We start from the raw sequence: 26,960 nt of genomic DNA, 5'->3' as shown, positions 1-26,960 counted from the left end.
GCTGGTTTTTTTATAACTAAATAAATAAAAGCTAGACTGATTTAGCTCAGAAAATACAGGCCATAACCAACCATTAATGCCGGTATGGCGGTATAAATTGTAGCAATAATAGCCGCTTTAGGTGTCATGGCAATGGCTGGGAAAAGTGCATCGCCATCGTTGGAAATGGCATTGGCCGCTAATGCGCTAAACGGAATAACCCCTTGAATATATAAAGTGGTAACAATTATTTGCGGGCCACAGCCAGGTAAAAAACCAATTAATACCGCTATGAGCGGGGCCATATAAGCATAATTTAAAAACCATGTTTTTAAGTCAAGGCCAAACACTGTTACCAGTAGTTCAAATAATATAAAGGAGGCAACCACCCACGCGGTTACAAAATGAGTATCTTGCAGTACTTTTGTGAGTTTTGAAGGTGGACTGCATATATCATCTTCTGAGGTTACTTCTTTATAGCTTTCACCTTTTGAAGATAACGCCCACATAAATACGACAAACAACGCCATTAATGCGCCAAAATGAGTAACAGTGAATGTGGTGTACTGCCCAAATTGGCTCAAATCAATATTAAAAGCGAGTAAAAAGGCAATGAGTAACCCCGGAATAATAGCGATGTACCAAATAGGCTTACTGAGCGTAATTATCTTCGTCGGTAAAAGGGTAATCTGTGGTGTGTGCTTTTGATCAGTTGGGCATAAGTAGCCTGTTTTATGAAGTGTGTTGACGATTAAACCCGTTACAGAACCAACCACAAACCCTATTGCCATGATGGTTAAACCCTCGGTAGGGCGAGTCGCTAATAATAAAAACGCGGCATCACCCATAGTCGCCGTTAATACAGCCACAATTGCGCCAAAGCTAGCTTGGCCTTTTGTAAATTGAGTCACCACAATAATCGCGCCACCACAGCCTGGTAACATGCCTAAAAAAGCAGCAAAGCTGACCTCTAATACCGGTGACTTAGCATTTAGGTAACGAAGCTCTAGTTGGGGTAAATGATCAATCGCGTAGTAGTAAATAAATAAGGTCGCAGCAACAAACACACTCACTTGAAAAAAAGCATCACTGAGTGCAGTAATTGTTATGGTGCGTAAATCGGGCAGGGCTAAACAGACTAAAATTAACAGAGGTAAAATTAGGCGTTTATTTTGATGAAAAACACGTTTTGCAGCTGGCGAAATAACTCCTAAATGGGATGTTAAAAACATACAGTACGACCTAATTAAAGAATGAGATCGCACTGTACTATTTTATTAAATGATAATCAATATCATTTAAGTGTTGCCGCAGTAGTTACTTTTTACGTTGAAACTCTGAGTTTTCATTCCACGTAGGCCACTGAGTTTGTTGTGAAATATCAAAACCTACTTTATAAAATAATTGTAAATCTTGAACCGCACCTGATAAATCCCACTCATCGCGGTATCTATCACAAGGTTGATGGTAACAACCACGCAGTACTAAGCTCATACGCTTACGGTAATTTGCAGTTTCATCGTCAAACGCTTGTGTACCGCCACCGGCATACATGGCAGGAACACCCATATTAGCAAAGGCAAAGTGATCTGAGCGGTAGTAGCCACCTGAAGATGGTTTAGGGTCGCCCGATACTGTTCTGCCTTGCTCTTTGGCCGCAGTTGCTAATAGCTCATCCATTTGTGATTTACCAATACCCACCACACTAATATCTTTTACTTTACCTAATAGGTTTAAGCTGTCCATATTAATATTTGCAACGGTTTTATTAGCTGGAATAACTGGATTCGCGGCATAATATTTCGAGCCTAATAAACCTTGCTCTTCAGCGGTTACCGCTAAAAAGGTCATTGAACGGTCAGGGCGTTTACCTAGTTTGGTAAAGGCTTCGGCAACTTCTATCATACCGGCTGTACCTGTCGCATTATCGTGGGCACCATTATAAATTTGATCGCCTTTACGATTTTTATCCGTTCCTAAATGATCCCAATGCGCAGAGTAAATAATATGCTCATCGGGTGTTTTACTACCAGGAAGAGTGGCAATGAAGTTATAAGATACCGATTTTTTGATGGTGTTTTTTACATTCACAGTGGCTGTTAAATCGCCCATATCAACATGGTAAGCACCTTTGGCAGCGTTTGCTTTGGCGGTTTCAAAATTAAGGCCTGCTTTAGAAAAAAGCTCTTTTGCAACATCAACAGTAACCCAACCTTCAACAGCAACACGGTCCATATTATTGTTTTCTTTTACGAAACCAAATTGCTCGCCACTCCATGAGTTCTCAACCACAGACCAAGGGTAAGACGCTGGAGCAGTTTCATGAATAATAATAGCACCAGCAGCACCTTGACGGCTTGCTTCTTCGTATTTGTAAGTCCAACGCCCGTAATAGGTCATTGCATCGCCGGTGAATAAAGCAGGATCTTTAGTTGCAAAACCCGGATCGTTTACCAGCATAACAACGGTTTTACCTTTAACATCTAGGCCTTCGTAATCATTCCAGTTATATTCAGGTGCGTTAACACCGTAGCCCACAAATACAAGCTCCGAGTTTTCAATTCCTTCTTGCGCACTAATACGGCTACTACCCATAACCATGTCTTTTTTGTATTGGTAGTCTTTACCGCCAATATTAAGCACCATATCAGAGTCTGCTTCTAACGATACAAGCGGCACTTCTTGGAAAAAGCTGTCGCCATTACCCGGCTCAAAGCCTAAAGCAGTAAATTCTTTTGTTAAGTAATCAAGCGTAAGCTTTTCACCTTCAGATGAAGGAGCACGTCCACCAAATTCATCAGAAGCTAACACTTTTACATGCTTAGCAATTTCATCCGCTTGAATGCTGTTGTAGCCTTTAGCGACATCATCAGATGTAATACTTGTTGTTGCACAGCCGGCTAAAATTGCCGTTGTTATTAGGGTCAAAGAAAAATAACGTTTCATATTGGCTCTTTTTTTGTTCTAAGTGGCATTAGTATATGAACTTCTGTTAATTAGAACCAGTTTTTGCGGTAAACTGTTGCTGATAAAAATGTACAGTAAAGGTAACAATGAAGCGTTTTACTCCCCCAGAACAATTTCAAGTAACGAGTATAAATGGAGGTGCATTTGAGCACCTTCGTCAGCTGTTTAAAATAGATCAGCAAACAGACTGGCCTGAGCCTGCGTACTTTACCCCGTATTTAAACGCCATCAATGCTAATAATCTGCCAATTCGTTTTGTCGATGATGCCAAGGTTGATTTTGCTGAGCGCTATTATGAACAAGTCATTTTTGAAACAGGGGACGTGCCCACCCGACAACAAAACTGGCATGATCTGTTTGGTGGTTTTATTTGGTGCTTATTTCCAAAAACAAAAGCCCTTATTAATCAGCGTCATGTTGATGAAATAGCGTTGCATGGATTAAAACAACGAAGTAAACACCGTAACGCACTGACCTTGTTTGACGAGTGTGGGGTTGTGCTAGCTGTCAGCGAATCACAGTGGAAAGAGTGGTTAAGAGATCATCAATGGAAGACTGCATTTGTAGAGCACAAAGTACAGTGGGGGAAAACCATTGCGCCTTTCATGTTTGGCCATGCTAATTATGAAATGTTAACCAAACCTTATATTGGACTGACTGGCAAAGCCTTATTTGTAAATGTACCGGATGAAATATTTTGTAAAGATTTAGTAACTCAATACCAGTACCTAGATCAGCGCCTTTATGAGATGATTAAAACTGATGATTGTTTAGCCGATAACAAACAGCTTTCACCTTTACCTTTATTAGGTGTTCCTGGTTGGTTTGATGAGAATAACAATCCATCATTTTACGATAACACGGACTATTTTAGACCGAAACGAAGGACACGAAAATGATAGAAGTTACCGCGCTTAAAAAGAAGTTTAAGCTCACTAAAGATCATAAAAAAAATAAAATAGATGATATAGACCCCCGTGAAGATAAAGATTATTTTCACTCGGTTAAAAATGTCAGCTTTAGCTGTGCAAAAGGCGAAGTACTAGGGCTATTAGGACCGAATGGCGCGGGCAAAACCACGACGTTAAGAATGATCTCTACCGCTTTAAAACCGGATGATGGCAGTATTACTATTGCAGGAAACGACATAATTAAAAAGCCACTCATTGGGCGCAAGTGTATTGGTTTTTTATCTGGCTCTACTGGTTTATATGGTCGTTTAACGGTAAAAGAAAACATAGAGTACTTTGCAAAACTGCACGGCATGAGCAAGCAGGCTATTAAGGCACGCTGTGAAGAATTATTTACCTTACTTGATATGCATAAATTTATTGATAAACGCGCTGAGAACCTATCAACCGGCATGAAGCAAAAAGCCAATATAGCGCGTGCTGTGGTACACCACCCAGACGTTGTTATTCTCGATGAGCCAACTACCGGCCTCGATATTATGACCACCCAAACGGTGATCAACTTTATTAAAGGCTTAAAAGCACAAGGTACTCCTGTTATTTTTTCTACGCATCATTTAGATGAAGTAGCACTTTTATGTGACCGCGTTGCGGTAATTAATGAAGGCGTTAGTTGTTTTGATGGCACGCTTGCTGAATTTAAACAGGCAGGCAACAGTGAAGAATTAAATCAAGCGTTTATGAACATATTAACGGAGAAACATGATGTTTGAAGTATTTAAAAAGGAATTAACAGAGCTACTACGCGATAAAAAAACCTTATTGTTCGTGGTGGTATTTCCTATTGTGGTTTTCCCGTTGTTATTTGCTGTGGTTGCGTTTATATCCTCGCAAGCTGCGCTTGATGCTGAACAAAAAGTAAATACCTATGTGATTATCAATGGCGACTATGCACCAGAATTTACTGATAAAGTGTTTTATCACAAAAGCTTTGAGTTATATAAAGGTGATAAAACCTTCAACAGTATTGAGGAGCTAAAAGCTGGTGTAAACGCCGGCGATATCGACATGGGAATATACCTGCCAAGTGATGCAGTGCAAACATTAAATGAGCAAAAGCAAAGCGAATGGCAAGTTGTATTTAATGATTCAAAATCAATTAACTTCTTATTTGAGCGTGTCAAAGAGCTTGCTAAAGAGTACAGCGATACTTTACAAGAAAGTAAATTATTGAGCTTTGGTATAGATAAAAGCGCACAAGAATCTATTTTAAAGCCAGTTAATGTAGTTAAAGTAGACACTGCCGATAAGCGTGAAAACCTAGGTGAAAAAGTGGGTGGGTTTTTACCTTATCTACTTATTCCGTTAGTACTGGTAGGCGCAACGTATCCTGCTATTGATTTAGGGGCCGGTGAAAAAGAACGAGGTACCTTAGAAACCTTATTACTTACACCTATTACTCGTACCGAGCTAGTATTGGGTAAATTCATTACTCTACTAACCACGTCAATTGCATCAACCACTATAACCGTAATTAGTATGGGGTGTTGGATAGCCTTAGCGCTGGCTTTTGCTGATCTTGAATTTATTAAAGCCGCTTTTAGTACATTGGCTATCACAGACTTACTAATGATTTTTGTCTTATTATTGCCTATAGCTGCAACCTTTTCTGCATTAGCTCTGGCAATATCAATCTATGCACGCTCGTTTAAAGAAGCGCAAAATTACATGACGCCATTAAGCATGGTCGTGTTTTTCCCGATTATTATTTCAATAATGCCTAACATGGAACTGACTTCTAAAACGGCGTTTATTCCCGTGACTAACGTCGCCTTAGCGATTAAAGAAATTGTTAAAGGCACCGTTGATTACACGCTAGTGGGATTGATATTCCTAGCAACAGCAATCATCGCTGGGGCACTCCTGGCATTTTGTGTGAAATGGTTTAATCGTGAAGATGTGTTGTTTAGATAATTCATAAGTATAAAAAAGGTCGCAGAGCGACCTTTTTTATTAATTATTACTAGGTTTTAGTGCTGAAATGAGTACTTAAAAAATCGAGCTTGGCTTACAGAAATTAATAAAAAACCGCTGTATGAAAAAACCATACAGCGGTTTTTTAATTAATTTTAAGCTTATGCATTAAATTGATTTTTGATTGTTTCAATCGCGCTATCAATATCTATCATTAGCTTTTCACCAGTGCGGCGGTTTTTAAGTTCTACCTTGTTTTCATCAAGGTTACGCTCACCAATTACAAGTGTGTAAGGTACACCGAGTAATTCCATGTCGTTAAACATAACACCAGGGCGCTCTTTACGGTCATCAAATAGCACATCTAAACCTGCATCTTTCAAACCTTGATATAGATTATTAGCAATATCAGGGATGCGATGCGATTTATGCATATTCATTGGCACAATTGCTAAATCGAAAGGGGCGATGGCTTTAGGCCAGGTAATACCGTATTGGTCATTATTTTGCTCAATGGCAGCGGCAACTACGCGCGATACACCAATACCATAACAACCCATAGTCATTGTTTGGTTTTTACCCGATTCGCTTAATACACCTGCTTTCATTGCTTCTGAGTACTTAGTACCTAGTTGGAAAATATGACCAACTTCAATACCGCGCTTAATTTGCAACGTGCCTTGACCACACGGGCTAGGATCGCCCTCAACAATATTACGGATATCAGCAACCTCGTAGTCTGTTACGTCGCGATCCCAGTTAATACCACTAAAGTGCTCATCGTCTTTGTTGGCACCAGCTACAAAATCAGCCATTACATTCGCGGTTCTATCAACAATAATTGGCATGTTTAAGCCAACAGGGCCTAAAGAACCCGGTTTTGCGCCAATGGCAGCCACAATATCTGCCTCGGTTGCCATTTCTAATGGTGCAGCAACCAGTGGGTGTTTTTCAGCTTTAAGTTCATTAAGCTCGTGATCGCCACGCAGTACTAGTGCAACTAAGCCACGTTTTCCGTCTTCATCAGGGGCGCCATAAACAATCAGTGTTTTAACACCGCGATGTGGTTTTACACCATAGTGTTTTTTCAGCTCATTAATTGTTTTAGCATCAGGCGTTGGGAATGCTTTTAGCTCTTTGCTTGCTTCAGGGCGCGATTCAGTTGGCGCTAGCGCTTCTGCTTTTTCAATATTAGCGGCGTAGTCACTAGCATCACTAAAGGCAATAGCGTCTTCGCCAGATTCAGCAAGTACGTGAAACTCATGCGATACACTACCGCCTATAGAGCCGGTATCAGCAATAACAGGGCGGAAATCAAGGCCTAAACGTTCAAAAATATTACAGTAGGCTTTGTGCATAACTTGATAAGTTGCATCTAAACATTCATCGGTTAAATGGAATGAGTAGGCATCTTTCATAGTAAATTCACGAGCACGCATAACACCAAAGCGCGGACGACGTTCGTCACGTACTTTAGTTTGTACTTGGTACAAAGTAATAGGCAGTTGCTTGTAGCTGTTAATTTCTTTGCGGACAAAATCGGTGATCACTTCTTCATGGGTAGGACCCATAGCAAATTCACGATTGTGACGATCGGTAAAGCGCATAAGCTCTGGACCAAACTCACTCCAGCGGCCCGATTCTTCCCATAAGTCAGCCGGTTGAATTACTGGCATTAGCATTTCAATTGCGCCTGCTTTATCCATTTCTTCGCGTACAATGTTTTCTACTTTTCTAAGCACACGTAAACCAGAGGGTAGCCAAGTGTATAAACCCGAAGCGACGCGACGGATCATTCCGGCTCTAAGCATTAATTGATGCGATACAATTTCCGCATCTGATGGCGTTTCTTTAAGTGTAGCGAGTATATATTGACTAGTACGCATGTTTTTTCCGAAATAGAGTAATATGTTCTTTTAATTAAGGCGCTCAGTTTACCAGCGGATGCATTGACACTAAAGCGCTAAGTGATTTTTTATCGCATTTTATAGCCATAGCAGGGTTTTAAAGTTAGTTTAACTGGGCTCTATATGAGTAACCAGATGATGAGAGTCAGTCACTTGCCAGGTAATGTTGTATTCATACAAATTCATACCATAACTTTGCATGCCTTGTTTTTGCTTTTTATACGCTGGGCGAGGATCTTGTTTTAGCACATTGCTGATAAATGCTTGTAGCTCAGGATAGTGGCTTTGTTTATTTATAAATTCCAAAGCTTGCTCACTAAATTCAACACTCATTTGAGTTTCTGGACGCGTATCGGCAAATCCAGCGCTTGCATCAGGTAAAGCGTCTGAATAGGGCAAATAAGGCTTAATATCAACAATAGGTGTACCATCAAGTAAATCAATACCGGCGAGCAATAACGCTAACTGCCCATTTTTGTATTCAATTCCCTCTAACTTAACAGCACTCATCCCTATAGCGTTAGGTCTGAATGTAGCGCGTGTGGCAAAAACGCCTTTACGTTCATTGCCACCAAGGCGCGGCGGGCGCACCATTGCTGAATAGCCTTTATCCGCGGTTTCATGAAAACGAAATAACAGCCAAATGTGGCTAAATTCATCTAAACCACGAACAAATTCTTCACGATTAAAATCTGGAGCAAAAATAAGTTTAGCTTTTGCTTCTGGCACTAATCGAGGTTGTCTAGGAATGGCAAACTTTTGTTTATACGGTGATTGAATATGGCCAATAGCCGAAATCTGATAATCGCTCATAATGCTCGCTAACAAATAAAATAGGGGGGTATTCTACCTGTAATTACCATTGGTGGCATTAGCTTAATATAATCAGCATAAAGAGAGTTTAGACTGACTGGTTTAAATGTGAGATAAAAAAGGGCAAGGCTAAACCTAGCCTTACCCTTACATTGCAACTATTGAGTTGTTATTAAAACATATATTGGAAAGATACTGACGCAACGTCCATTTCTGGATCAATATCATCATCTAATTCGTAACGCTCATACTCTAAACGCACTTGCATATTGGTTGTGAAAGCATATTCAATACCTGCACCATAAAATACGTCACCACCGTCTTGTGATACGCTAACGCTGCCTACTGGTAGTTCTTGAGTTAAATCAGCATCCCATTCAAACCAACCGCCTTTTGCATAAACAGAAAAATCTTCAGTGATTGGCGCTGCAAAACGCGCTGCTAGTGATACCCCATCAATTTCTGCTTTACTGTCTATGTCACTCACTTCATCAAAATTTTGATAAGCAAGTTCAAGGCTGAAATGTTCATTAAATTGAGTACCGATATAACCTTTTAACATTTGCGCGTCGTCATCGAAATCGGTGTCGTTTTCGCTATCTTCAAACTGAAATGAATATTGGCCGTAACCAATACCCGTATAAATACGTGGAGAGTCCATGTCGGTAACATCAGCCTGTGCTGCTGAATTAAAACCCAGTGTTGCTAAAGCAAGTGCAGAAAGAGAAAGTGTTTTAATCATTGTATAGCTCCTTTAAAAAATAAAATCTAATGTTCGATAGATTCATCAAACGTCGATTTACTAATTGCAGTGAACATGCCAATATTTTTTTTGTTTAATATTTGCTCTTAAAGTGTATTTATTGAACTTTTTTGGTGGTTTCAGTACGCAAAACATCCAGCTGTTAAGCGTACTGTTAATTTGTAAAAAATAAAAATTGTAGAATTTACAGCTTGTTGTAGTTTATACATACCTGCAAAAGGTACTTAATTAAACTTGATAAAGTAAGTTTTCTGTTTCTATCGCTATTTGTTTCATTTTAATGGCGTAATTTTCTAGCTTTTTATCTTCGTCAGTAACAGATGTGAATTCAGGAACGGCAACAGGGTAACCCGTCTCATCCATAGCAACAAAACTTATTACACAATGATTAGTTTCAACTAAGTTTTGGGTTTTAGGGTCGCCACAGCGTACTTGAATGAAAATTTGCATACTGGTTTTGCCGGTGTGTGCAATTTTGGCTTCCACTTCAACAATTTGGCCAACCAAAATAGGACGGCTAAACTTAACGCCTGCAACCGATACGGTTACGCAGTAATGACCGCTCCAACCTGCAGCACAGGCATAGCCTGCTTGGTCAATCCACTTCATGACCACACCACCATGCACCTTACCACCAAAATTTACATCGGTAGGCTCTGCTAAAAAACGAAAAATTACACTCGACGACGCCATAACACACTCTCATTTATTCATATTACTTAACAGCATAGCGCAAAAAAGGGGCCGAAGCCCCTGCAATTTAGGATAAGTTTATAATTTCTTTAGAAAGGTTGTTACATATTGGGGTAGTTAGGACCGCCAGCACCTTCAGGGGTGACCCAAGTAATATTTTGGCTCGGATCTTTAATATCACAGGTTTTACAATGCACACAGTTTTGCGCATTGATCACAAAGGCTTGCTCGCCTTCGACTTCTTGTACTTCATAAACGCCGGCAGGGCAGTATCGCTGTGCAGGTTCATCAAATTTAACTAAATTTACCTTAATCGGAATTAATGCATCTTTGAGTTTCAAATGACACGGCTGCGATTCTTCATGATTAGTGTTTGATAAAAATACCGAAGAAAGCTTATCAAAGCTGAGTTTGCCATCAGGCTTCGGATAGGCAATTTTTTCAGCTTGATCAGCGTCTTTTAAAGTGGCGTGATCGGGTACGTTATCTTTAAAACTAAACGGTAGGGCACCCTTAAATATGTTTTGATCAAGGGTGTTGTATGCACCGCCTGCAAATTTACCTAATGTATGCATTGCAGGGCCAAAGTTACGAGATTGATACAGCTCTTTATACGCCCATGACTTTTTAAACTCAGCGGTGTACTGGGTTAAATCAGTGTTAGCTAAATCGTTTTGTAGCGCATTAAAAATGACCTCAGCAGCTATCATGCCTGACTTCATAGCCGTATGATTACCTTTAATTTTTGCAAAATTAAGCGTGCCTGCATCACAGCCCACTAACAAGCCACCCGGGAAATGCATTTTAGGCAAAGAGTGTAAACCGCCTTTGGCAATGGCGCGCGCACCATAAGCAATACGCTCACCCCCTTCAAGGGTGTTTTTAAATACCGGGTGGTGTTTTAAGCGCTGAAACTCATCAAATGGGCTTAAATGTGGATTTGAATAATTTAAATCAACAATTAAACCAACCACCACTTGGTTGTTTTCGCTATGATACATAAAAGCACCACCGCCAGTATCGCCACTCAATGGCCAACCGGTTCCGTGAACTACTTTACCAAGCTGATGTTTAGATTCATCCACTTGCCAAATTTCTTTAAAGCCTAAACCGTAATGCTGTGGCGAGCATTCATCGTCTAAAGCAAACTGATTGATCAGTTGCTTACCTAAATGGCCGCGACAGCCCTCAGCAAATACCGTGTATTTAGCACGTAACTCCATACCCGGCATGTAACCGTCTTTTTCGTCGCCGTTTTTATCCAGCCCCATATCACCGGTAATAATGCCTTTAACAACATCATCTTCAATAATAAGTGAATGAGCACTAAAGCCTGGAAATATTTCAACGCCCAAGTTTTCTGCTTGCTCAGCAAGCCAACGACATACATTCCCCATAGAAACAATGTAGTTACCGTTATTATGAAATGTGTTAGGGGTTGCAAAATGAGGGATAGAGGTTGCTTTTTGTTCGTTATTAAACCAATAAATTTCATCGCTTTGGACTTTAGTCGTAACAGGCGCGCCCAATTCTTGCCAGTTTGGCAGTAGCTCATCCAATGCTTTGGTTTCAAAAACAGCACCCGATAATACATGCGCGCCCACTTCAGAGCCTTTTTCAACCACACAAATCATACACTCTTGTTGTTTTTCTTGTGCTTGCTGCGCGAGTTTAATTGCTGTTGAAAGCCCAGCAGGGCCTGCCCCTACAACAACAACATCAAATTCCATGGTTTCGCGTTCAATCATAATAACCTCTTTATCTATGACGGACTCACTCTTGCCCTATAGGCAAAAAGTAAGCTAAGCAACCTGTTATTTTGTGATGCAAATTAAACGTTACAGGTTGTGAATAGTTTAAGGTTATTTTAGGTTGACGTTTACGTCAACAGGAAGTAGTCTGATTTCATAAAATAAATAGGTTGACGTATACGTTAGCTTATAGGTTTAAATAATTATGGAGTCCCTATGAAAGTTCTCGTACCAATAAAAAGAGTGATTGATTACAACGTAAAAGCTCGCGTTAAACCTGATAACAGCGGTGTTGATTTAACAAACGTAAAAATGGCAATGAACCCATTTTGTGAAATTGCGGTAGAAGAAGCGATTCGTTTAAAAGAAGCAGGTACTGCAAGCGAAGTAGTTGTTGTGACTATTGGCGCTAAAGCATCACAAGAGCAATTACGCACAGCACTTGCCCTTGGCGCTGATAAAGCGATTCATGTTGAAACCGAGCAAAACCTAGAATCTCTCCATATTGCAAAGTTACTTGCGAAAGTGGTTGAGCAAGAATCTCCTGAGCTGGTTATTTTAGGCAAGCAATCTATCGATTCTGATAATAATCAAACAGGCCAAATGCTCGCTGCATTAACTAATTGCGGCCAAGGTACATTTGCTTCAAAAGTCGTTATTGAAAATGGCAAAGTGAATGTAACCCGCGAAGTTGATGGCGGTTTGCAAACTGTTGCACTTAATTTACCAGCGATTGTAACCACCGATTTACGTTTAAACGAGCCTCGTTATGCGTCGCTACCTAATATTATGAAAGCTAAACGTAAACCGCTAGAAGTTATTGCGGCTGATTCGTTAGGTGTCGATTTAACACCGCGTATTGAAGTCGTTCGTGTAGAAGAACCAGCAAAACGCAGCGGCGGCATTATTGTTGAAGACGTTGCACAGCTTGTAGAAAAACTTAAAACAGAGGCAAAGGTGATTTAAATGAAAACTCTTGTAATTGCAGAGCACGATAACGGTGCCTTAAAACCAGAAACCTCAAAAACCATTAACGCCGCTAAAAAATTAGGCTTTGATGTCGATGTATTGTTAGCTGGCATAAACTTAGGTGCCATGAGTGAGTCACTTGCGAGCATCGAGGGTGTTACAAATGTATTACTTGCAGATAACGCGGTGTACGAACATCAACTTGCTGAAAGCATGACAGATCTAGTGTTATCACTAGCTGACAGTTACAGCCATATCGTGGCAAGTGCCACAACGACAGGTAAAAACTTTATGCCGCGTGTTGCCGCATTATTAGATGTTGCACAAATTTCAGAAATTATTGATGTTATTGACGCAGACACGTTTAAACGCCCAATCTATGCGGGAAATGCCATAGCAACGGTTAAATCACTCGATAGTAAAAAAGTGATCACAGTGCGTGCAAGTAGCTTTGATTTACAAGGCGAACAAGCACCAGCTAATGTCACAACCTTAGATACGGTCTCTGATTCACAGTTAAGTAGTTTTGTTAGTGTTGAGCAAACTGAATCTGAACGCCCAGAGCTCACTGCAGCTGATGTAGTTATTTCAGGTGGTCGAGGTATGCAAAATGGTGAAAACTTTGCACTTCTTAATGGTATTGCCGATAAACTGGGAGCTGCAATTGGCGCTTCACGTGCAGCGGTTGACGCAGGCTTTGTCCCTAACGATATGCAAGTAGGCCAAACAGGTAAAATTGTAGCGCCTAATTTATACATAGCCGTGGGTATTAGTGGTGCCATTCAGCATTTAGCAGGCATGAAAGATTCAAAAATTATTGTCGCCATTAATAAAGACCCAGATGCACCAATATTCCAAGTGGCTGATTACGGTTTAGTTGCTGATTTATTTGATGTATTACCCGAGCTTGAACAAGCTTTATAAAGTTAAATAACCACAGCATTATATAAAGTTAAATATTCTGATTTAAAGCCGCCGTTTCATTCTTGATTCTGCGGCTTTTTTAATTCAAAAACGCCACTTATCTAAATTACTTGCGCTTGGCTTTTTTTTATAACAAAGTGACAGCGTTGTCATTTGTAGTCATACAAATTATTAAATAGGAGCCAAAATGACAAGGTATAAAGCGCTTGATGCTATGCGGGGGTTAACCATCGCATTAATGATACTAGTAAATACACCGGGTTCGTGGTCCCACGTATATACCCCTTTACTTCATGCCGATTGGCATGGGTGTACACCAACGGATGTAATTTTTCCGTTTTTCATGTTTATTATTGGCTCTGCGATGTTTTTTTCATTTAAAAAAACCAACAGCACAGCTAATGCAAGCCAAGTGTTACGGCTGATAAAACGAGGAGCAATTATTTTTGCTATTGGTTTAGCGTTAAATATGTATCCCTTTACCACGAGCATTGAAAACTTAAGAATACTGGGCGTATTACAGCGAATAGGCATTGCCTATATTTTAGCGTCTATCTGTGTATTGTTACTCAACAGGCGAGGGGTGATCAGCTTATCGGTTGTTATTTTAATTGCATATTGGTTACTGCTTTTAAGTGTTGGTCCTAATAATGCATATACACTAGAGAATAACTTAGTTAGAACGGTTGATATTACGGTATTAGGTGAATCGCATTTGTGGCAAGGTAAAGGATTAGCGTTTGATCCAGAAGGGCTTTTGAGCACCTTACCAAGTGTAGTAAGTGTTTTATTTGGCTTTGAGGTTACCCGTTTACTTACCAGCTCTAGCAGTCAATGGACAAGTATTAAGCGTTTGTTGGTCATTGGGGTTGTTGGTATCGCTTTAGGGAAATTAGGCTCGCTGATTATGCCAATTAATAAATCGCTTTGGACCAGTACCTTCGTTATTTACACCTCAGGGATTGCCTGTATTGTACTGGCCTTTTTTGTGTGGCTTTGCGACATAGTAAAACCCGAACGCCTTGTTAATCCATTAATTGTGTATGGCTCGAATCCGTTGTTTATTTATGTGTTATCGGGTGTGTGGGTACTGAGCTATTCACTGATTAATATTGGCGAGCTAAACTTGGGGGATTGGATGTATCAACAGTTAGCCTTAGTCATGAGTGCTAAATTGGCATCGTTCACCTTTGCTTTATTGCATGTTATTGGCTTTTGGTTAATTTCAAATATGCTTTATAAACGCAAGATATTTATAAAGATTTAGATAAAGACAATAAAAAACCAACCCTTAGGTTGGTTTTTTATTTAACGTTACAAAGCGTGGCTTAGTACGTTGCGCTGCCTTTAGTACGTGGGAATGCAATTACATCACGTACGTTACCCATACCAGTAACATAAGCAACTAAGCGCTCAAACCCTAAACCAAAGCCAGAGTGTGGCACGCTACCGTATTTACGTAGGTCGCGGTACCAGCTGTAGTCTTCTTTATTTAAGCCCATTTCGTCAAGGCGTGCATCTAATACATCAAGACGCTCTTCACGTTGTGAACCACCAATGATCTCACCAATGCCAGGTGCTACTACGTCCATAGCCGCAACAGTTTTGCCGTCTTCGTTTTGACGCATGTAAAATGCTTTAATATCGCGCGGGTAGTTTTTAATAACAACCGGTGCTTTAAAGTGTTCTTCTGCTAGGTAACGCTCGTGCTCAGACTGTAAATCTACACCCCATTCAACAGCGTACTCAAATTTCTTGCCACATGCTTTTAGAATTTCTACAGCGTCTGTGTAATCAACTTGTGCGAAGTCTTTTTCAACAAATTCTTCTAAACGGCTAATCGCTGTTTTTTCGATACGTTGAGCAAAAAACTCCATGTCGTCACGGCGTTCTTCTAATACCGCTTTAAACACGTACTTAAGCATGTTTTCAGCCAATTTTGCGATATCTTCTAAATCAGCAAACGCAACTTCTGGCTCTACCATCCAAAATTCAGCTAAGTGGCGAGATGTATTTGAATTCTCTGCACGGAACGTAGGACCAAAGGTGTAAATTTTAGACATAGCTGACGCATATGTTTCACCGTTTAGCTGGCCAGATACCGTTAGGAATGCTTCTTTACCAAAAAAGTCTTCGCTGTAATCAATTTCGCCTTTATCTGTCATTGGCAGGTTTTGCATATCAAGGGTTGATACGCGAAACATTTCACCTGCGCCTTCACAGTCACTGGCTGTGATGATTGGTGTGCTGATCCAGTAAAAACCTTGCTCATGGTAAAAACGATGAATCGCTTGCGCTAAACAGTTACGTACACGCGTTACTGCGCCAATCATGTTGGTGCGCGGGCGAAGGTGAGCGTGCTCACGTAAATACTCAATGCTGTGGCGCTTAGCCGACATTGGGTAAGTATCTGGATTTTCAACCCAACCTAACACAGTCACTGAGTTAGCTTGAATTTCGAAAGATTGGCCTTGTCCTGCTGATTGTACTAATACACCGGTAACCGACACAGAACAGCCTGCTGTTAAGCTTGTAACTTCATCATAATTATTCAGTGAATTAGGAACTACCGCTTGAATAGGATCAAAACACGAACCGTCATGAACGGCTAAAAATGATATTCCTGCTTTTGAATCGCGGCGTGTACGGATCCAGCCTTTAATGGTTACTTGGCTGTCTACCGCAACATTGCCTTTTAATAGCTCTGAAATCGCTAAATGGCTCATCTTCACTCCAATGATATAAGTTGCCTAACTATATAAATTAATTGTGCGTTACTCATGCATTTATGTATGTAAGGTCACTGCACTTGAACCTTGTATAATACCTAGTAAAGTAAAATAAAAAAACTGTTGTGGGCAACTCTTTAAAAGTTTTTAGTCATGCGCGGTTTTTTTAACCAGTTTTTAGTGTTAAATGGCTACTATTACCATTTGTTACTCTGAAAATTCATCAATTTGTGGCATTATTAGTAATCAAACCGAATTAACGTTTACCATTAATAAAAAATGGATGCTATGAAACAAGTTTTTATTTTACGAGGACTGCCAGGCAGTGGTAAGTCATATTATGCGCAAAATCTCGCTGACGAATTATCGGGCGCAGATGAAAGCAATTATTTTATTTGCTCAACAGATGATTACTTTGTAAACGAGCAGGGTGAATATCATTTCGATAAGTTTAAATTATCGCAATATCATAACCTAAACCTAGCACGTTTTATTAACGCGTTAGCACAAGGTATTGAACTGGTTATTGTTGATAACACTAACATTAAAAAATGGGAATTCATTGCCTATTCGCAAGCAGCGATAGCTTTAGGGTATCAAGTAAAAGAAGTGATTGTTGGTGAAGTAAAAGACAAATCAATGCAGCACTTATATGCCAAGCGCAACAGCCATAACATACCGCTTAAAACCATTAGTAAAATGGCCTACATGTTTGAGTGGTAATTATAAGAAAAGCCCAAAATTAGGGCTTTTTCATAAAACTACTCGTGTTATTACGCGCTAGCTTTTAAATGCCGCCAATGGGTGAGATGTACTGAGCGAAACATGTACCTTGTCACCTGGGTGTACAACCACTTCATGGCTTACTCGGCTAGTTACCACGGTTTCGCATGCAAGTTTAACCGCGCATAAACGGCTACCGCCTTCAAAGCGTACCCAAATTACTTCACCATTATTACCAATACTGCTTTGTACTAATAATACATCATCTGGACGAAGTAAAACTTCTACCTCTCCAGTGTCACAATCAACGCCGTTTGCAGGTACATTACCAATATCGGTAAGCGCTTGGCCGTTATTTAGCTTTCCTTTTATAAAGCTGGCTTCACCTAAAAAGCGGGCCACAAAGCGGTTGTTTGGGGTACTAAAACACTGCTCTGGGGTGTCAATTTGTTGTATTTCACCGCCTTTTAAAACACCCACACGATCGCCCACCGAAAGCGCTTCTTCTTGATCGTGCGTTACCCAAATTGCCGGTACGCCAGCTTCTTTTAATGCGTTGCGGATATCCCAACGCAACATATCTTTTAAGGCTGCATCAAGGTTAGATAATGGCTCATCAAGTAAGACAAAGTCAGGTTGGTGGGCAAGGGTACGCGCTAATGCTACGCGTTGCTTTTGCCCGCCTGACAGTGTGGCTGGTTTTTTATGCCTAAATGCATCTAAACCAAGAAGTTTTAGCCAGTGATCGGCAGGGCTGGTGTCTTTAAGTTTAAAACATACGTTTTGCTCAACTGTTAAATGAGGGAACAACGCAAAGTCTTGAAACACCATACCTACGCTGCGTTTTTCAGGCGCCACAGTATGCTTTGGTGTCGCTGTCCATTTAGCCACTTTAATTTCACCCTCGCTAATCGGTAAAAGCCCCGCTAACGCTTGTAAAATAGTACTTTTTCCGCAACCTGTTGGACCAACAAGCATTAATATTTCGCTTTCACCTAAGGTGAAATTTAAATCGCTAACAACACGGTTACTGCCATAATCTATAGACAACTGACTTACAGATAGCATTTTTTATAAATCCTTAATGTTCAAACTGGTTGCGTTTTTCGCCAGACATCATAATAGCTAAAGCACCCGCAGAAATCACTACCAACAATAAGCCAGGAATAGCAGCACGGCCAAAATAACCGGCTTCGTAAACACGCCATAAGTAGGTAGATAGCGTTTCAAAGCCTGTGGGGCCTAGTAAAAGTGTGGCTTCTAATTCACGCATTGACTCTAAAAAGACCAAGGCGCCACCTGCAATAATACCCCGCATAGTCAGGGGTAAAGTAATACGCGTAAAGGCTTCGCGCGGGCTTGCGCCTAGTACCCGCGCTGATTTTACCAAGCTTGGGTCAAGATGCTCGGTGCTGGTACGCACAGAACCTACCGCAAGTGGTAAAAAACGTAGCATATAAGCAATAATCAATAAGCCCAGCGTTTGATATAAAAAGGGTAGTTGTAAGCCGCCGTACACAAGCGCTGTGCCCATAACAATACCCGGAATACCAAAACCAAAGTAAGTAACACGTTCCATTATTTTACCAGCCTTACCACTTAAAGCCGCATGGGCAACCGGAATGGCAACAATAACTGTAACAATAGCGGCAATGGCTGAAGCGTAAGTTGAATGCCAGGCAATACTAAAATCAAACGAGCTAAAGCCATCACGCACTAACCACAAAGTAAATACTGCTAAGGGTAGGCCAATAGCGAGTAACAAAATAGGTGCAAAGGTGGCAAACATAGCGCCTAGTTGCCATTTTTTAGGGAATAAAATAAGCGAACGACCTTGACGCTCTGAGGCGGTTTTTATTTGTGATTCAATCATTAATAAAAAGCCAACAATTACCATCAGTTGCAGTGACAACATAGCCGCACGGCTTAAGGCAAAAGCATTATATTCCACATAAATAACACGGGTAAACGTATCTAAGCGCATCATTGCGGGAGTACCAAAGTCAGATAAGGTATATAGTGCAACCAATAACGACCCTGCAGCAATGCCATTTACTACGCGGGGTAAAATAACTTTAAATACGCTTTGCGTCATCGACATACCCAGCGTGCGAGCAGCGTTGACCATACTGGCATCTAAACTAAGTAAAGACGAACGGGTAGTCATCATAACAAACGGAAAAGTATACAAGGTCATGACAATGGCGGCTCCCGTTAAGCCATACATAGAAGGGGTTTCAAAACCAAGTAAGTTGTTTATTTCACCGCCAGGACCAAATGCAGCATAAAGCGTAAAAGCGCCAATGTAACTGGGAATAGCAAGCGGGGCTGCAAACACCACCAGCCAAAACTTTTTAAACGGTAACTGCACATAGGCGCTAATGAATGCTAAGGGCACACCAATTAAAATTGAACCTAATACAGTTAATCCCATTAACGACAGGGTATTGCCTAAAATAGTTAAATTATGGCTATCAAAAAAAGAGCTTGCGTCAGAGGCAAGCGTAATTAAAACAAAAATAGGGGTCAGGGTCACTAGCGCTGCAAGCAGCGCCATTGGGTAAGATGTAGGTATTCGCATTATAAAACGCCGCTGCTGCGCATTAAATCTATAGTTGGGCGTAAATCAGCCAACTGGGTTAAATCAATTTTAGGTGGCGAAATACTGGTTAACTTTGGCAATCCATCGGGTTGAGTAATGCCATTAACCAGTGGGATTTCATAGGCTTCGCTTGCTAAATAACTTTGCACTTCAATGCTAAGTAAATAGCGCATAAAGTTGATTGCCAGTGGGTCGTCAGATAACGATAAAATACCTGAAGCGTTAACTAAACAGCCAGCATCATTTTGCGTAAAGGCTAAATCAAGTTTTGCATCGGGCTTACCTGATTTTAAGCGCAGCGTGTAGTAATGATTAGCAAAACCAATGTCTACTTCACCACGTTCAACGCCCATTACCACACCGAGTTCACCGGCGTAGGTTTTAGATCGTTTTTTAACTTTTTTGAGCCACTTAGCCGTTTTATCATCACCTTCTAAAAGCCGCATAGCAGTAATAAACGATTGAAAAGAAGCATAAGCAGGCGCCCAACCAATACTTAAATCACTGTCGGCAATGTCCATAATGCTCGTTGGAATTTGCTCTTTGGTTAAGCGATCGGTATTAAAGGGTAAAGTACGAATACGGCCAGTAACAGGTGCCCATTCATCATATCTAAATTGTGGCTGTAATTGCGCTGATAAATCACTCGGCATGGGCTTGGCAAGACCGGCATCGGTAACTAAACCAATTGCCCCAGAGTCGACTGCCCAAAATAAGTCGGCACGTTTAACCCCTGCATTTGCTTCGGCAACAATGGTGTTGGCAAGCGCTGCGGTAGGGCCGCGACGAATGGCAAGGTCAAGATCAGGGTTCTTTTTTTGAATGGCTTGTAATACGTTTTCGTATAAGCCACCTTCACCACGGCCTAAATAAAGCGTCAATGCACCTTTTAGTTTAGGCAATGTATCAACAGACACGGGGTTTGCAATAGCAATATCAGCGGCAAAAGCGCGTGAAAGCGATAGCGGTAAAGCACCCGCTACCCCTAACGCAGCTAAGCCTTGAATAAAGGTTCTGCGTTTCACTTAAAATACATCCTTACGTGCTTTTTCTGCTTTTTCAATCAGCGTTTGAGCGCGGCTTAGTTTGGTTTGCATATCAACAACCACATCACGAACTTCATCAACACTTTTATTATTAGAAATTGCTTGTGGAAGTGTTACGTTAAAGTCTTTTTCTAGAACTTCTACTAACTTCGCGTCTTGTTCAATTAGTGTACCTTCAACACCTTCAAATAAATGTAGGTAAGTATCGTGCACTATGTTGGTGGCTTCATCGCTTAAACGTTCTGCGTATTTAGCGACCACTCGGTCTAATTTATGTTTAATTTCGTCGATAGTCGCGCTTTGCGTCATTTCTTTGGTTGCTGTTGCTTTTACGCTATCTAATAACCCTTTTTGTTGAAACTTAGCAGCCAGTTTAACTGCGCCTAATCCTTGCCATAGGGCATTATTCATTGCTTGTTGTTGTTTGCGTACTTCTGACGCTGGTTTTTTATTATCGATAGCCATTTTTATGCCATACAAACCTTGCCAAATAGATGCATAGACAGGCACGTAATTAGTTTCTATTGCGCTGTGGAATTTAACTGACTCCCAGTACTCAACCAAATCATCACTATTGACTGCTTTTGCGCCTTTTTTCTCGTAATCGCTTACCATGGTATCGACTTTAGAGATCATCCATTCAACGTCTTCATTGTAAGTTTTTAAATTAGCTTGAAGGTGATTAACATGCTCACCAATAGGGCCATTAGCAAGTGCCGGTTGTGCAAAAATCGCAGAGGCGAGTAAAAAACTTGCACTTAATGTCTTGGCAGGCTTAAGTAATATTTTCATAGCAAGTGAGTCCATAAATGTTATTGTAAATGATAGGCATTATCATATCCCTAAAGATCACTCAGATCAACACACTAAATGACGGGTCAGGGCTAAAAATACCAATGTTTTGGGACGAATAGGCAGCAAACTAATTATTTGCATAAATTTTAACGTAATCCTTGATAATAGTTAACCTATCTATACGTAATGTTTACCTTTTATGGCGTTATAAATAGCATCACATAAAGCGCGAATACTGTTTTTGTCACTTATATACGGTGGCATTAGATAAATTAGCTTACCAAAGGGGCGTATCCATACTCCTTGAGATACAAAATAAGCCTGAATTTTAGCGACATCAATGCTACCTGCCTCTTCTGTAAGCTCTACTACGCCAATAGCTCCTAAAGTACGTACATTCGCCACGGTGCTGAGCGCTTGGCATTTATGCAGCTGCTGTAATTGAGTATTTATTTCGCTGATATGGTGTTGCCAGTTTTGGCTTAGTAATAAATCAATACTGGCGCAGGCAACAGCACAGGCAAGGGGATTTCCCATAAATGTAGGTCCGTGCATCAAAACCCCAGCTTCTCCTTCGCTGATCCCTGTGGCTATTTTGTCGCTAGTTATGGTTGCCGAAAGGGTCATTGCGCCACCAGTCAGCGCTTTACCTATACACAGTATATCGGGCTCTATATTGGCATGCTCTACAGCAAACAATTTGCCGGTGCGGCCAAATCCGGTGGCAATTTCATCGCAAATAAGCAGCACATCATATTGAGTGCAGAGCTTACGCACACAGGCTAAATACTCAGGATGATAAAAATTCATCCCCCCGGCGTTTTGCACTATAGGTTCAATAATAAACGCGGCTACTTGCTGGTGGTGCTTTAAAAAATAGCTTTCGAGTTCATCGGCCTCAGCTTGATTAAACGCACTATTAAATTGGCTAATAGGCGCAGGCACAAAAATATGCTCAGGCAAAAAACCAGCGTACAAACTATGCATAGAATTAATAGGATCGCACACACTCATCGCTGCAAACGTATCGCCATGGTAGCCTTTGAACGGGGTCATTAATTTTTGTTTTGTTGTAACCCCTTGGCTTAACCAATATTGCAGCGCCATTTTTATCGCTACTTCCACACTTACTGAGCCACTGTCGGCTAAAAACACCTTTGTTAATCCCTCTGGCGTTATCGCTACCAGCTTTTTACAGAGCTCTACTGCCGGCTGGTGGGTTATGCCACCAAACATTACATGGCTCATTTTATCTATCTGGGCGTGCATCACTTCATTTAAAACCGGATGGTTATAGCCGTGAATAGCACTCCACCATGAGGCCATACCGTCAATGAGTTGTTCGCCCGTTTCTAAGTGAATAAGGTTGTGATTTGCATGCGTTACGGGGTAAACCGGAATAGGTTGAGTCATTGAGGTGTAGGGGTGCCAAATGTGCTGACGATCAAAATCAAGGTCTATCGTTTGTTTATTAATCATATGTAAACTTTAGCTAAGTGGGTTTCGTTGACAATGGTACGGCAATACGTATTCTAAGCCAATAACACCAAGAGCAAAAAATAAAAGAGAGTATTATGGAGCTTGCAACAGTTCGACACGATTGGACCCACAGTGAGGTGAAAGCCTTATTTGAAATGCCATTTAACGATTTATTATTTAAAGCCGCCTCTGTGCATCGCGCTAATTTTAATCCAAACGAAGTACAAATTTCTACGTTGTTATCTATTAAAACCGGTGCCTGCCCAGAAGACTGTAAATATTGCCCGCAATCGGGGCATTACAAAACTGATTTAGAACGCGAACGCCTAATAGAAGTAGAAAAAGTGGTAGAGCAAGCGCGGTTAGCAAAACAAAAAGGCGCCACTCGTTTTTGTATGGGGGCTGCATGGTCAGATCCAAAAGACAGAGACATGCCATACATTTCGCAAATGGTAAAAGAAGTAAAAGCCCTTGGCCTTGAAACCTGTATGACTTTAGGCATGTTAAATAACGAAAAAGCCCATGAACTGCGCAGTGCAGGGCTTGATTACTATAACCACAACCTAGACACATCACCTGAATACTATGAGCAAATTATATCAACTCGTACCTTTCAAGACCGCCTTGATACTATAGGCAATGTGCGAGACGCTGGTATGAAAGTCTGCTCCGGTGGTATTGTGGGTATGGGTGAGCAAGCAAGCGATCGTTATGGGTTATTAATGCAGTTAGCTAATTTACCCCAGCAGCCCGAAAGCGTGCCAATTAATATGCTAGTAAAGGTAAAAGGGACACCGCTTGAAAACGTCGATGACTTAGATCAGTTTGAGTTTATTCGCACTATTGCCACAGCACGTATTATGATGCCCCATAGCTACGTACGTTTATCAGCAGGGCGCACAGCAATGAACGAACAAATGCAATCAATGTGCTTTTTTGCCGGTGCTAACTCTATATTTTATGGTGATAAACTTCTTACTACAGAAAACCCAGAAGCCGATGCCGACATGCAATTAATTAAAAAGCTCGGGATGAACCCAGAAACACGCCACGATTATTCAGATGAAGCCGTTGCTGCGTCTTTGTCATCGCAAGTGGCTGATAAAGCAACCGCAGAATTGTTTTACGAAGCGTAAAGTGCTCAGTACTATGCTAATAGTTTAAAGTATCGCGTTGAAGGTTAAAGCATTTATGTCATTTGAATTTATAAACACCCATTTAGATGAACGCAAAGCACAACAGCTATTGCGTAAACGCTATGTAGTGCAAAGCGCAACGGCGCGCACTATTACGGTTAATGATAAAACCTACCTTAACTTTGCGAGTAACGATTATTTAGGGTTTGGCGATTCGCCGGTGGAGTTAACCAGTGCGCCATTGCTAGGTAGCCACAGCTCAGCATTAGTGACGGGTTATCAACAACCACAGCAAGCGCTTGAGCAAGCTTTATGCAGTGCTTTGGGTTATGAAGCTGGCATGTTATTTAACTCTGGCTTTAGCGCAAATAGCAGTGTTATTAAAGCCTTGTTTCAAGATAAAGCGACAGCGCAACACAGTGCTATTTTTCAAGATAAACTCAATCATGCCAGTTTAATTGATGGCGCATTACACGCCAACGCCGCGTTAATACGCTTTAACCATAACGATATAAACCATTTACGCTCACGGCTAGAAAAATCAAAAGCGCGCAATAAGCTCATTGTGTCTGAGGGTGTGTTCTCCATGGATGGTGATACCGCGCCAATTAAAGCGCTATTTACCTTAGCAAAGCAGCATAACGCCTGGCTAATGATAGACGATGCCCATGGTTTTGGTGCTTTAGGAAAATCGGGGCTAGGCAGTTGTGAAGCCTTAATTGCAGCCGATACCTTGCCCGATATTTTAGTGATCACCTTTGGTAAAGCGGTTGCTAGTAGTGGGGCGTGCGTATTAGGTTCGCAGCATTTTATAGATTACATGCTGCAGTTTAATCGTGATTATACCTACTCAACCGCTATGTCGCCGTTTATTGCCTCTCATACTTTGGCGCGTATCAAAAGCATAAGAGATGCCAACGACAGGCGAGCTAAATTAAACGCTAATATTGCGCTGTTTAAACGCCTAGCTAAAGAGCAGCACATTGCGCTAATGGACTCTAACACCGCGATTCAACCAATTGTTTTAGGCTGCGCCGAGCAAACGTTAAAAGCCAGTGAGCAACTAAAGCAGCAGGGCATTTGGCTAACGGCTATTCGCCCGCCAACTGTTTTACACAATACCTCGCGTTTGCGTATTACCTTAAGTGCAGCCCACACCCATGACGATATAAAACAACTCGTTGGTAGTTTACAAAAGGTCATTTCATGATAAGCCAACAGGCAATTAAAACTAAGCCACTTATCCCTACAACTGTGTGTATAGCTACTCAGGTTTTAAAAAAAACCACAGCGCATAACTTTTCAAAAGCAGCAAACAGTTACAGCCAGCATGCCAATGTGCAAAAACAAGCGGCAAATGATTTATTTAAACTCATTAGTGCAAACCCTAAAAAGCTCTGTGTTGACCTAGGGGCAGGGCCGCTTGTTAATACTCAGGCTTTAAAGGCATTATTTGGCCAAGTTGTTGCCATAGATTTAAGCTTTAACATGCTAAAAAGCAGTGATTTAAACACCCCAAAACTGTGCGCCGACATGGATAATTTACCGCTGCAAGCTAACAGTATTGACGTGCTATTTAGTAATTTTGCGCTGCAGTGGTCTACTAATTTTGAAATATTAATGCACTCGCTTTACCAAGCATTAAAACCAGGCGGGCAAGCCTATATTAGTACGGTTGTTGCAGGGTCATTAAACGAGATCAAAACCGCCTTTGCAGTGCTTGATTCACACAATCATATTAATCAGTTTGCAAGCCATAATAATATAAACCAATCGGTCGAAAAGGCAGGGTTTAAGATCACCGCCTCAAAAAAAGTCATCTATACCGATCAGCACAGTAGTGCATTAGCCGCTATAAAATCGATTAAAGCCATTGGTGCCACCACACAAAATCATGCAACAAGTCGTCGTGGTTTATTAACTAAATCAGCACTGCAAAAAGTATGTGATGCCTATCCGCTTTCAAACAATAAAGCCCATGTATCTTACCATGTGGTATTGTTATCATTAGAAAAAGCCCAGTAAAAATAATAAGGCCATGCCATGAACCAGTTTTTTATTACCGGTACCGATACCGACGCCGGTAAAACTCATGTAACCAGTTTGCTGTTAAAGTTACTCGCACAACATAAAAAGCGCGCAATAGGCTTTAAGCCGATTGCCTCTGGGTGTGAAATGGCATTTGAGCAGCTCGTAAACGCCGATGCACTAATGCTAATGGAAAGTGCCACAGTCAGCGCTAAATACGACATTATTAACCCATTTGCATTTGCGCCGCCAATAGCTCCCCACATAGCTGCAGAGCAAGCAGGTATAAACATAACAGTAGAAAAGCTGAGCATGGCTTATCAACATGTTAAGCAACAAGGCGCCGATTACTTGTTAACAGAAGGCGCGGGCGGCTGGGCATTACCAATTAATAATAACGAGTATTTATACAACTGGGTAAAAGCAGAGCAACTACCCGTAATATTGGTAGTAGGGATGAAACTAGGCTGTATAAATCATGCATTACTCACTGCTGCACACATGCAAAGTATGGGTGTTAATTGTGTAGGGTGGATTGCAAACCAAGTTGATGCCACTATGGATGAATACCAAGCAAACCTAGATTCACTGAAAACACGTTTACCATTTCCACTGCTTGCCATTAGCCCATACACAGAGCAAACCCCTAAATTACAAATTTATAAAACCCTGCTTGAAAAATTATCCATAAATCCATAAATAACCCTTGTGTTGTGACATAGTTTGTCACAGAATAGCGCTGACGTTATGACATAGTGTGTCATGACGCAG

24 protein-coding genes are annotated in these 26,960 nt (G+C 41.0%); 11 read left to right on the top strand and 13 right to left on the bottom strand.

What is annotated here, in order from left to right; genetic code table 11:
- Nucleotides 1–41 precede the first annotated feature (41 nt).
- Both KK487_RS08135 and KK487_RS08130 read right to left on the bottom strand, forming a co-directional pair.
- Nucleotides 42–1,211: a putative manganese transporter gene (locus tag KK487_RS08135; protein ID WP_013464997.1), complete on the bottom strand. Its 1,170-nt coding sequence runs from the start codon at nt 1,209–1,211 to the stop codon at nt 42–44.
- An 85-nt stretch (nt 1,212–1,296) separates the two neighbouring features.
- A complete protein-coding gene (locus KK487_RS08130) occupies nt 1,297–2,925 on the bottom strand; it encodes a M28 family metallopeptidase (RefSeq protein ID WP_013464996.1) in 1,629 nt (542 codons plus the stop codon).
- A gap of 107 nt (nt 2,926–3,032) precedes the next feature.
- Here KK487_RS08130 and KK487_RS08125 point away from each other — a divergent pair, with 107 nt between their 5' ends.
- The 3 genes from KK487_RS08125 to KK487_RS08115 are packed head-to-tail and all read left to right on the top strand — an operon-like array spanning nt 3,033 to nt 5,831.
- Nucleotides 3,033–3,845, top strand: a complete 813-nt coding sequence (locus KK487_RS08125) for a DUF3025 domain-containing protein (RefSeq protein ID WP_013464995.1) — start codon at nt 3,033–3,035, stop codon at nt 3,843–3,845.
- Nucleotides 3,842–4,630 (top strand): ABC transporter ATP-binding protein, encoded by a 789-nt coding sequence (locus KK487_RS08120; RefSeq protein WP_033103409.1) that lies wholly within the window; start codon nt 3,842–3,844, stop codon nt 4,628–4,630. The genes KK487_RS08125 and KK487_RS08120 overlap by 4 nt, the downstream gene beginning before the upstream one ends.
- Nucleotides 4,623–5,831, top strand: coding sequence for an ABC transporter permease (locus tag KK487_RS08115; protein WP_013464993.1), 1,209 nt, complete (start codon nt 4,623–4,625; stop codon nt 5,829–5,831). Before KK487_RS08120 ends, KK487_RS08115 begins: the two co-directional genes overlap by 8 nt.
- Nucleotides 5,832–5,992: 161 nt before the next feature.
- On the opposite strand, the gene KK487_RS08110 is transcribed toward KK487_RS08115, so the two are convergent.
- From KK487_RS08110 to KK487_RS08090, 5 genes are all read right to left on the bottom strand, one after another.
- Nucleotides 5,993–7,717 (bottom strand): proline--tRNA ligase, encoded by a 1,725-nt coding sequence (locus tag KK487_RS08110; RefSeq protein ID WP_033103411.1) that lies wholly within the window; start codon nt 7,715–7,717, stop codon nt 5,993–5,995.
- 129 nt (nt 7,718–7,846) lie between these two features.
- Nucleotides 7,847–8,551, bottom strand: a complete 705-nt coding sequence (tsaA, locus tag KK487_RS08105; protein WP_013464991.1) for a tRNA (N6-threonylcarbamoyladenosine(37)-N6)-methyltransferase TrmO — start codon at nt 8,549–8,551, stop codon at nt 7,847–7,849.
- Between the two features lie 172 nt (nt 8,552–8,723).
- The gene (locus KK487_RS08100) at nt 8,724–9,293 is read right to left on the bottom strand and encodes an outer membrane beta-barrel protein (RefSeq protein ID WP_058154661.1); all 570 of its coding nucleotides are present in this window, start codon (nt 9,291–9,293) and stop codon (nt 8,724–8,726) included.
- Between the two features lie 249 nt (nt 9,294–9,542).
- A complete protein-coding gene (locus KK487_RS08095) occupies nt 9,543–10,007 on the bottom strand; it encodes an acyl-CoA thioesterase (RefSeq protein ID WP_024602547.1) in 465 nt (154 codons plus the stop codon).
- Between the two features lie 101 nt (nt 10,008–10,108).
- Complete coding sequence (locus KK487_RS08090) at nt 10,109–11,755, bottom strand: electron transfer flavoprotein-ubiquinone oxidoreductase (RefSeq protein ID WP_215521693.1); 1,647 nt, start codon at nt 11,753–11,755, stop codon at nt 10,109–10,111.
- Nucleotides 11,756–11,974: 219 nt separating this feature from the next.
- Between KK487_RS08090 and KK487_RS08085 the strand changes: the two genes are divergently transcribed.
- The 3 genes from KK487_RS08085 (at nt 11,975) to KK487_RS08075 (ending at nt 14,918) form a co-directional block, all read left to right on the top strand.
- A complete protein-coding gene (locus KK487_RS08085; protein WP_128583823.1) occupies nt 11,975–12,724 on the top strand; it encodes an electron transfer flavoprotein subunit beta/FixA family protein in 750 nt (249 codons plus the stop codon).
- Nucleotides 12,725–13,651, top strand: coding sequence for an electron transfer flavoprotein subunit alpha/FixB family protein (locus KK487_RS08080; protein ID WP_064663950.1), 927 nt, complete (start codon nt 12,725–12,727; stop codon nt 13,649–13,651).
- Between the two features lie 187 nt (nt 13,652–13,838).
- Nucleotides 13,839–14,918, top strand: a complete 1,080-nt coding sequence (locus KK487_RS08075; protein WP_215521692.1) for an acyltransferase family protein — start codon at nt 13,839–13,841, stop codon at nt 14,916–14,918.
- A gap of 61 nt (nt 14,919–14,979) precedes the next feature.
- Here the strand turns inward: KK487_RS08075 and asnS are convergent, their stop codons facing one another.
- The gene (asnS, locus tag KK487_RS08070) at nt 14,980–16,377 is read right to left on the bottom strand and encodes an asparagine--tRNA ligase (RefSeq protein ID WP_013464983.1); all 1,398 of its coding nucleotides are present in this window, start codon (nt 16,375–16,377) and stop codon (nt 14,980–14,982) included.
- 291 nt (nt 16,378–16,668) lie between these two features.
- Between asnS and KK487_RS08065 the strand changes: the two genes are divergently transcribed.
- Nucleotides 16,669–17,103, top strand: a complete 435-nt coding sequence (locus KK487_RS08065; RefSeq protein WP_013464982.1) for an AAA family ATPase — start codon at nt 16,669–16,671, stop codon at nt 17,101–17,103.
- Nucleotides 17,104–17,160: 57 nt separating this feature from the next.
- Here KK487_RS08065 and KK487_RS08060 read toward each other — a convergent pair whose 3' ends face one another.
- From KK487_RS08060 to bioA, 5 genes are all read right to left on the bottom strand, one after another.
- Nucleotides 17,161–18,171 (bottom strand): ABC transporter ATP-binding protein, encoded by a 1,011-nt coding sequence (locus KK487_RS08060; RefSeq protein ID WP_215521691.1) that lies wholly within the window; start codon nt 18,169–18,171, stop codon nt 17,161–17,163.
- A gap of 13 nt (nt 18,172–18,184) precedes the next feature.
- Nucleotides 18,185–19,684 (bottom strand): ABC transporter permease, encoded by a 1,500-nt coding sequence (locus KK487_RS08055; protein ID WP_036982834.1) that lies wholly within the window; start codon nt 19,682–19,684, stop codon nt 18,185–18,187.
- Complete coding sequence (locus KK487_RS08050; protein WP_036982831.1) at nt 19,684–20,730, bottom strand: extracellular solute-binding protein; 1,047 nt, start codon at nt 20,728–20,730, stop codon at nt 19,684–19,686. The genes KK487_RS08055 and KK487_RS08050 overlap by 1 nt, the downstream gene beginning before the upstream one ends.
- Nucleotides 20,731–21,543 (bottom strand): hypothetical protein, encoded by an 813-nt coding sequence (locus KK487_RS08045; protein WP_215521690.1) that lies wholly within the window; start codon nt 21,541–21,543, stop codon nt 20,731–20,733.
- 180 nt (nt 21,544–21,723) lie between these two features.
- Nucleotides 21,724–23,025 carry an adenosylmethionine--8-amino-7-oxononanoate transaminase gene (gene bioA / locus KK487_RS08040; RefSeq protein ID WP_215521689.1) on the bottom strand — a complete coding sequence of 434 codons (1,302 nt, stop codon included), beginning with the start codon at nt 23,023–23,025 and terminating at the stop codon, nt 21,724–21,726.
- Nucleotides 23,026–23,120: 95 nt separating this feature from the next.
- On the opposite strand from bioA, the gene bioB reads away from it, so the two are divergent.
- The 4 genes from bioB to bioD are packed head-to-tail and all read left to right on the top strand — an operon-like array spanning nt 23,121 to nt 26,888.
- Nucleotides 23,121–24,161, top strand: coding sequence for a biotin synthase BioB (gene bioB, locus KK487_RS08035; RefSeq protein ID WP_058154647.1), 1,041 nt, complete (start codon nt 23,121–23,123; stop codon nt 24,159–24,161).
- Between the two features lie 55 nt (nt 24,162–24,216).
- Nucleotides 24,217–25,371 carry an aminotransferase class I/II-fold pyridoxal phosphate-dependent enzyme gene (locus KK487_RS08030; protein ID WP_182779413.1) on the top strand — a complete coding sequence of 385 codons (1,155 nt, stop codon included), beginning with the start codon at nt 24,217–24,219 and terminating at the stop codon, nt 25,369–25,371.
- Nucleotides 25,368–26,186 carry a methyltransferase domain-containing protein gene (locus KK487_RS08025; RefSeq protein ID WP_215521688.1) on the top strand — a complete coding sequence of 273 codons (819 nt, stop codon included), beginning with the start codon at nt 25,368–25,370 and terminating at the stop codon, nt 26,184–26,186. The genes KK487_RS08030 and KK487_RS08025 overlap by 4 nt, the downstream gene beginning before the upstream one ends.
- Before the next feature lie 18 nt (nt 26,187–26,204).
- Entirely contained in the window at nt 26,205–26,888 is a 684-nt protein-coding gene (bioD, locus tag KK487_RS08020) for a dethiobiotin synthase (RefSeq protein ID WP_215521687.1), read from the top strand.
- Nucleotides 26,889–26,960: the final 72 nt, after the last annotated feature.

The sequence above is a fragment of the Pseudoalteromonas sp. SiA1 genome, assembly GCF_018732205.1.
GTDB lineage: Bacteria > Pseudomonadota > Gammaproteobacteria > Enterobacterales > Alteromonadaceae > Pseudoalteromonas > Pseudoalteromonas tetraodonis.
This window is presented reverse-complemented; position numbering and strand designations above follow the sequence as displayed.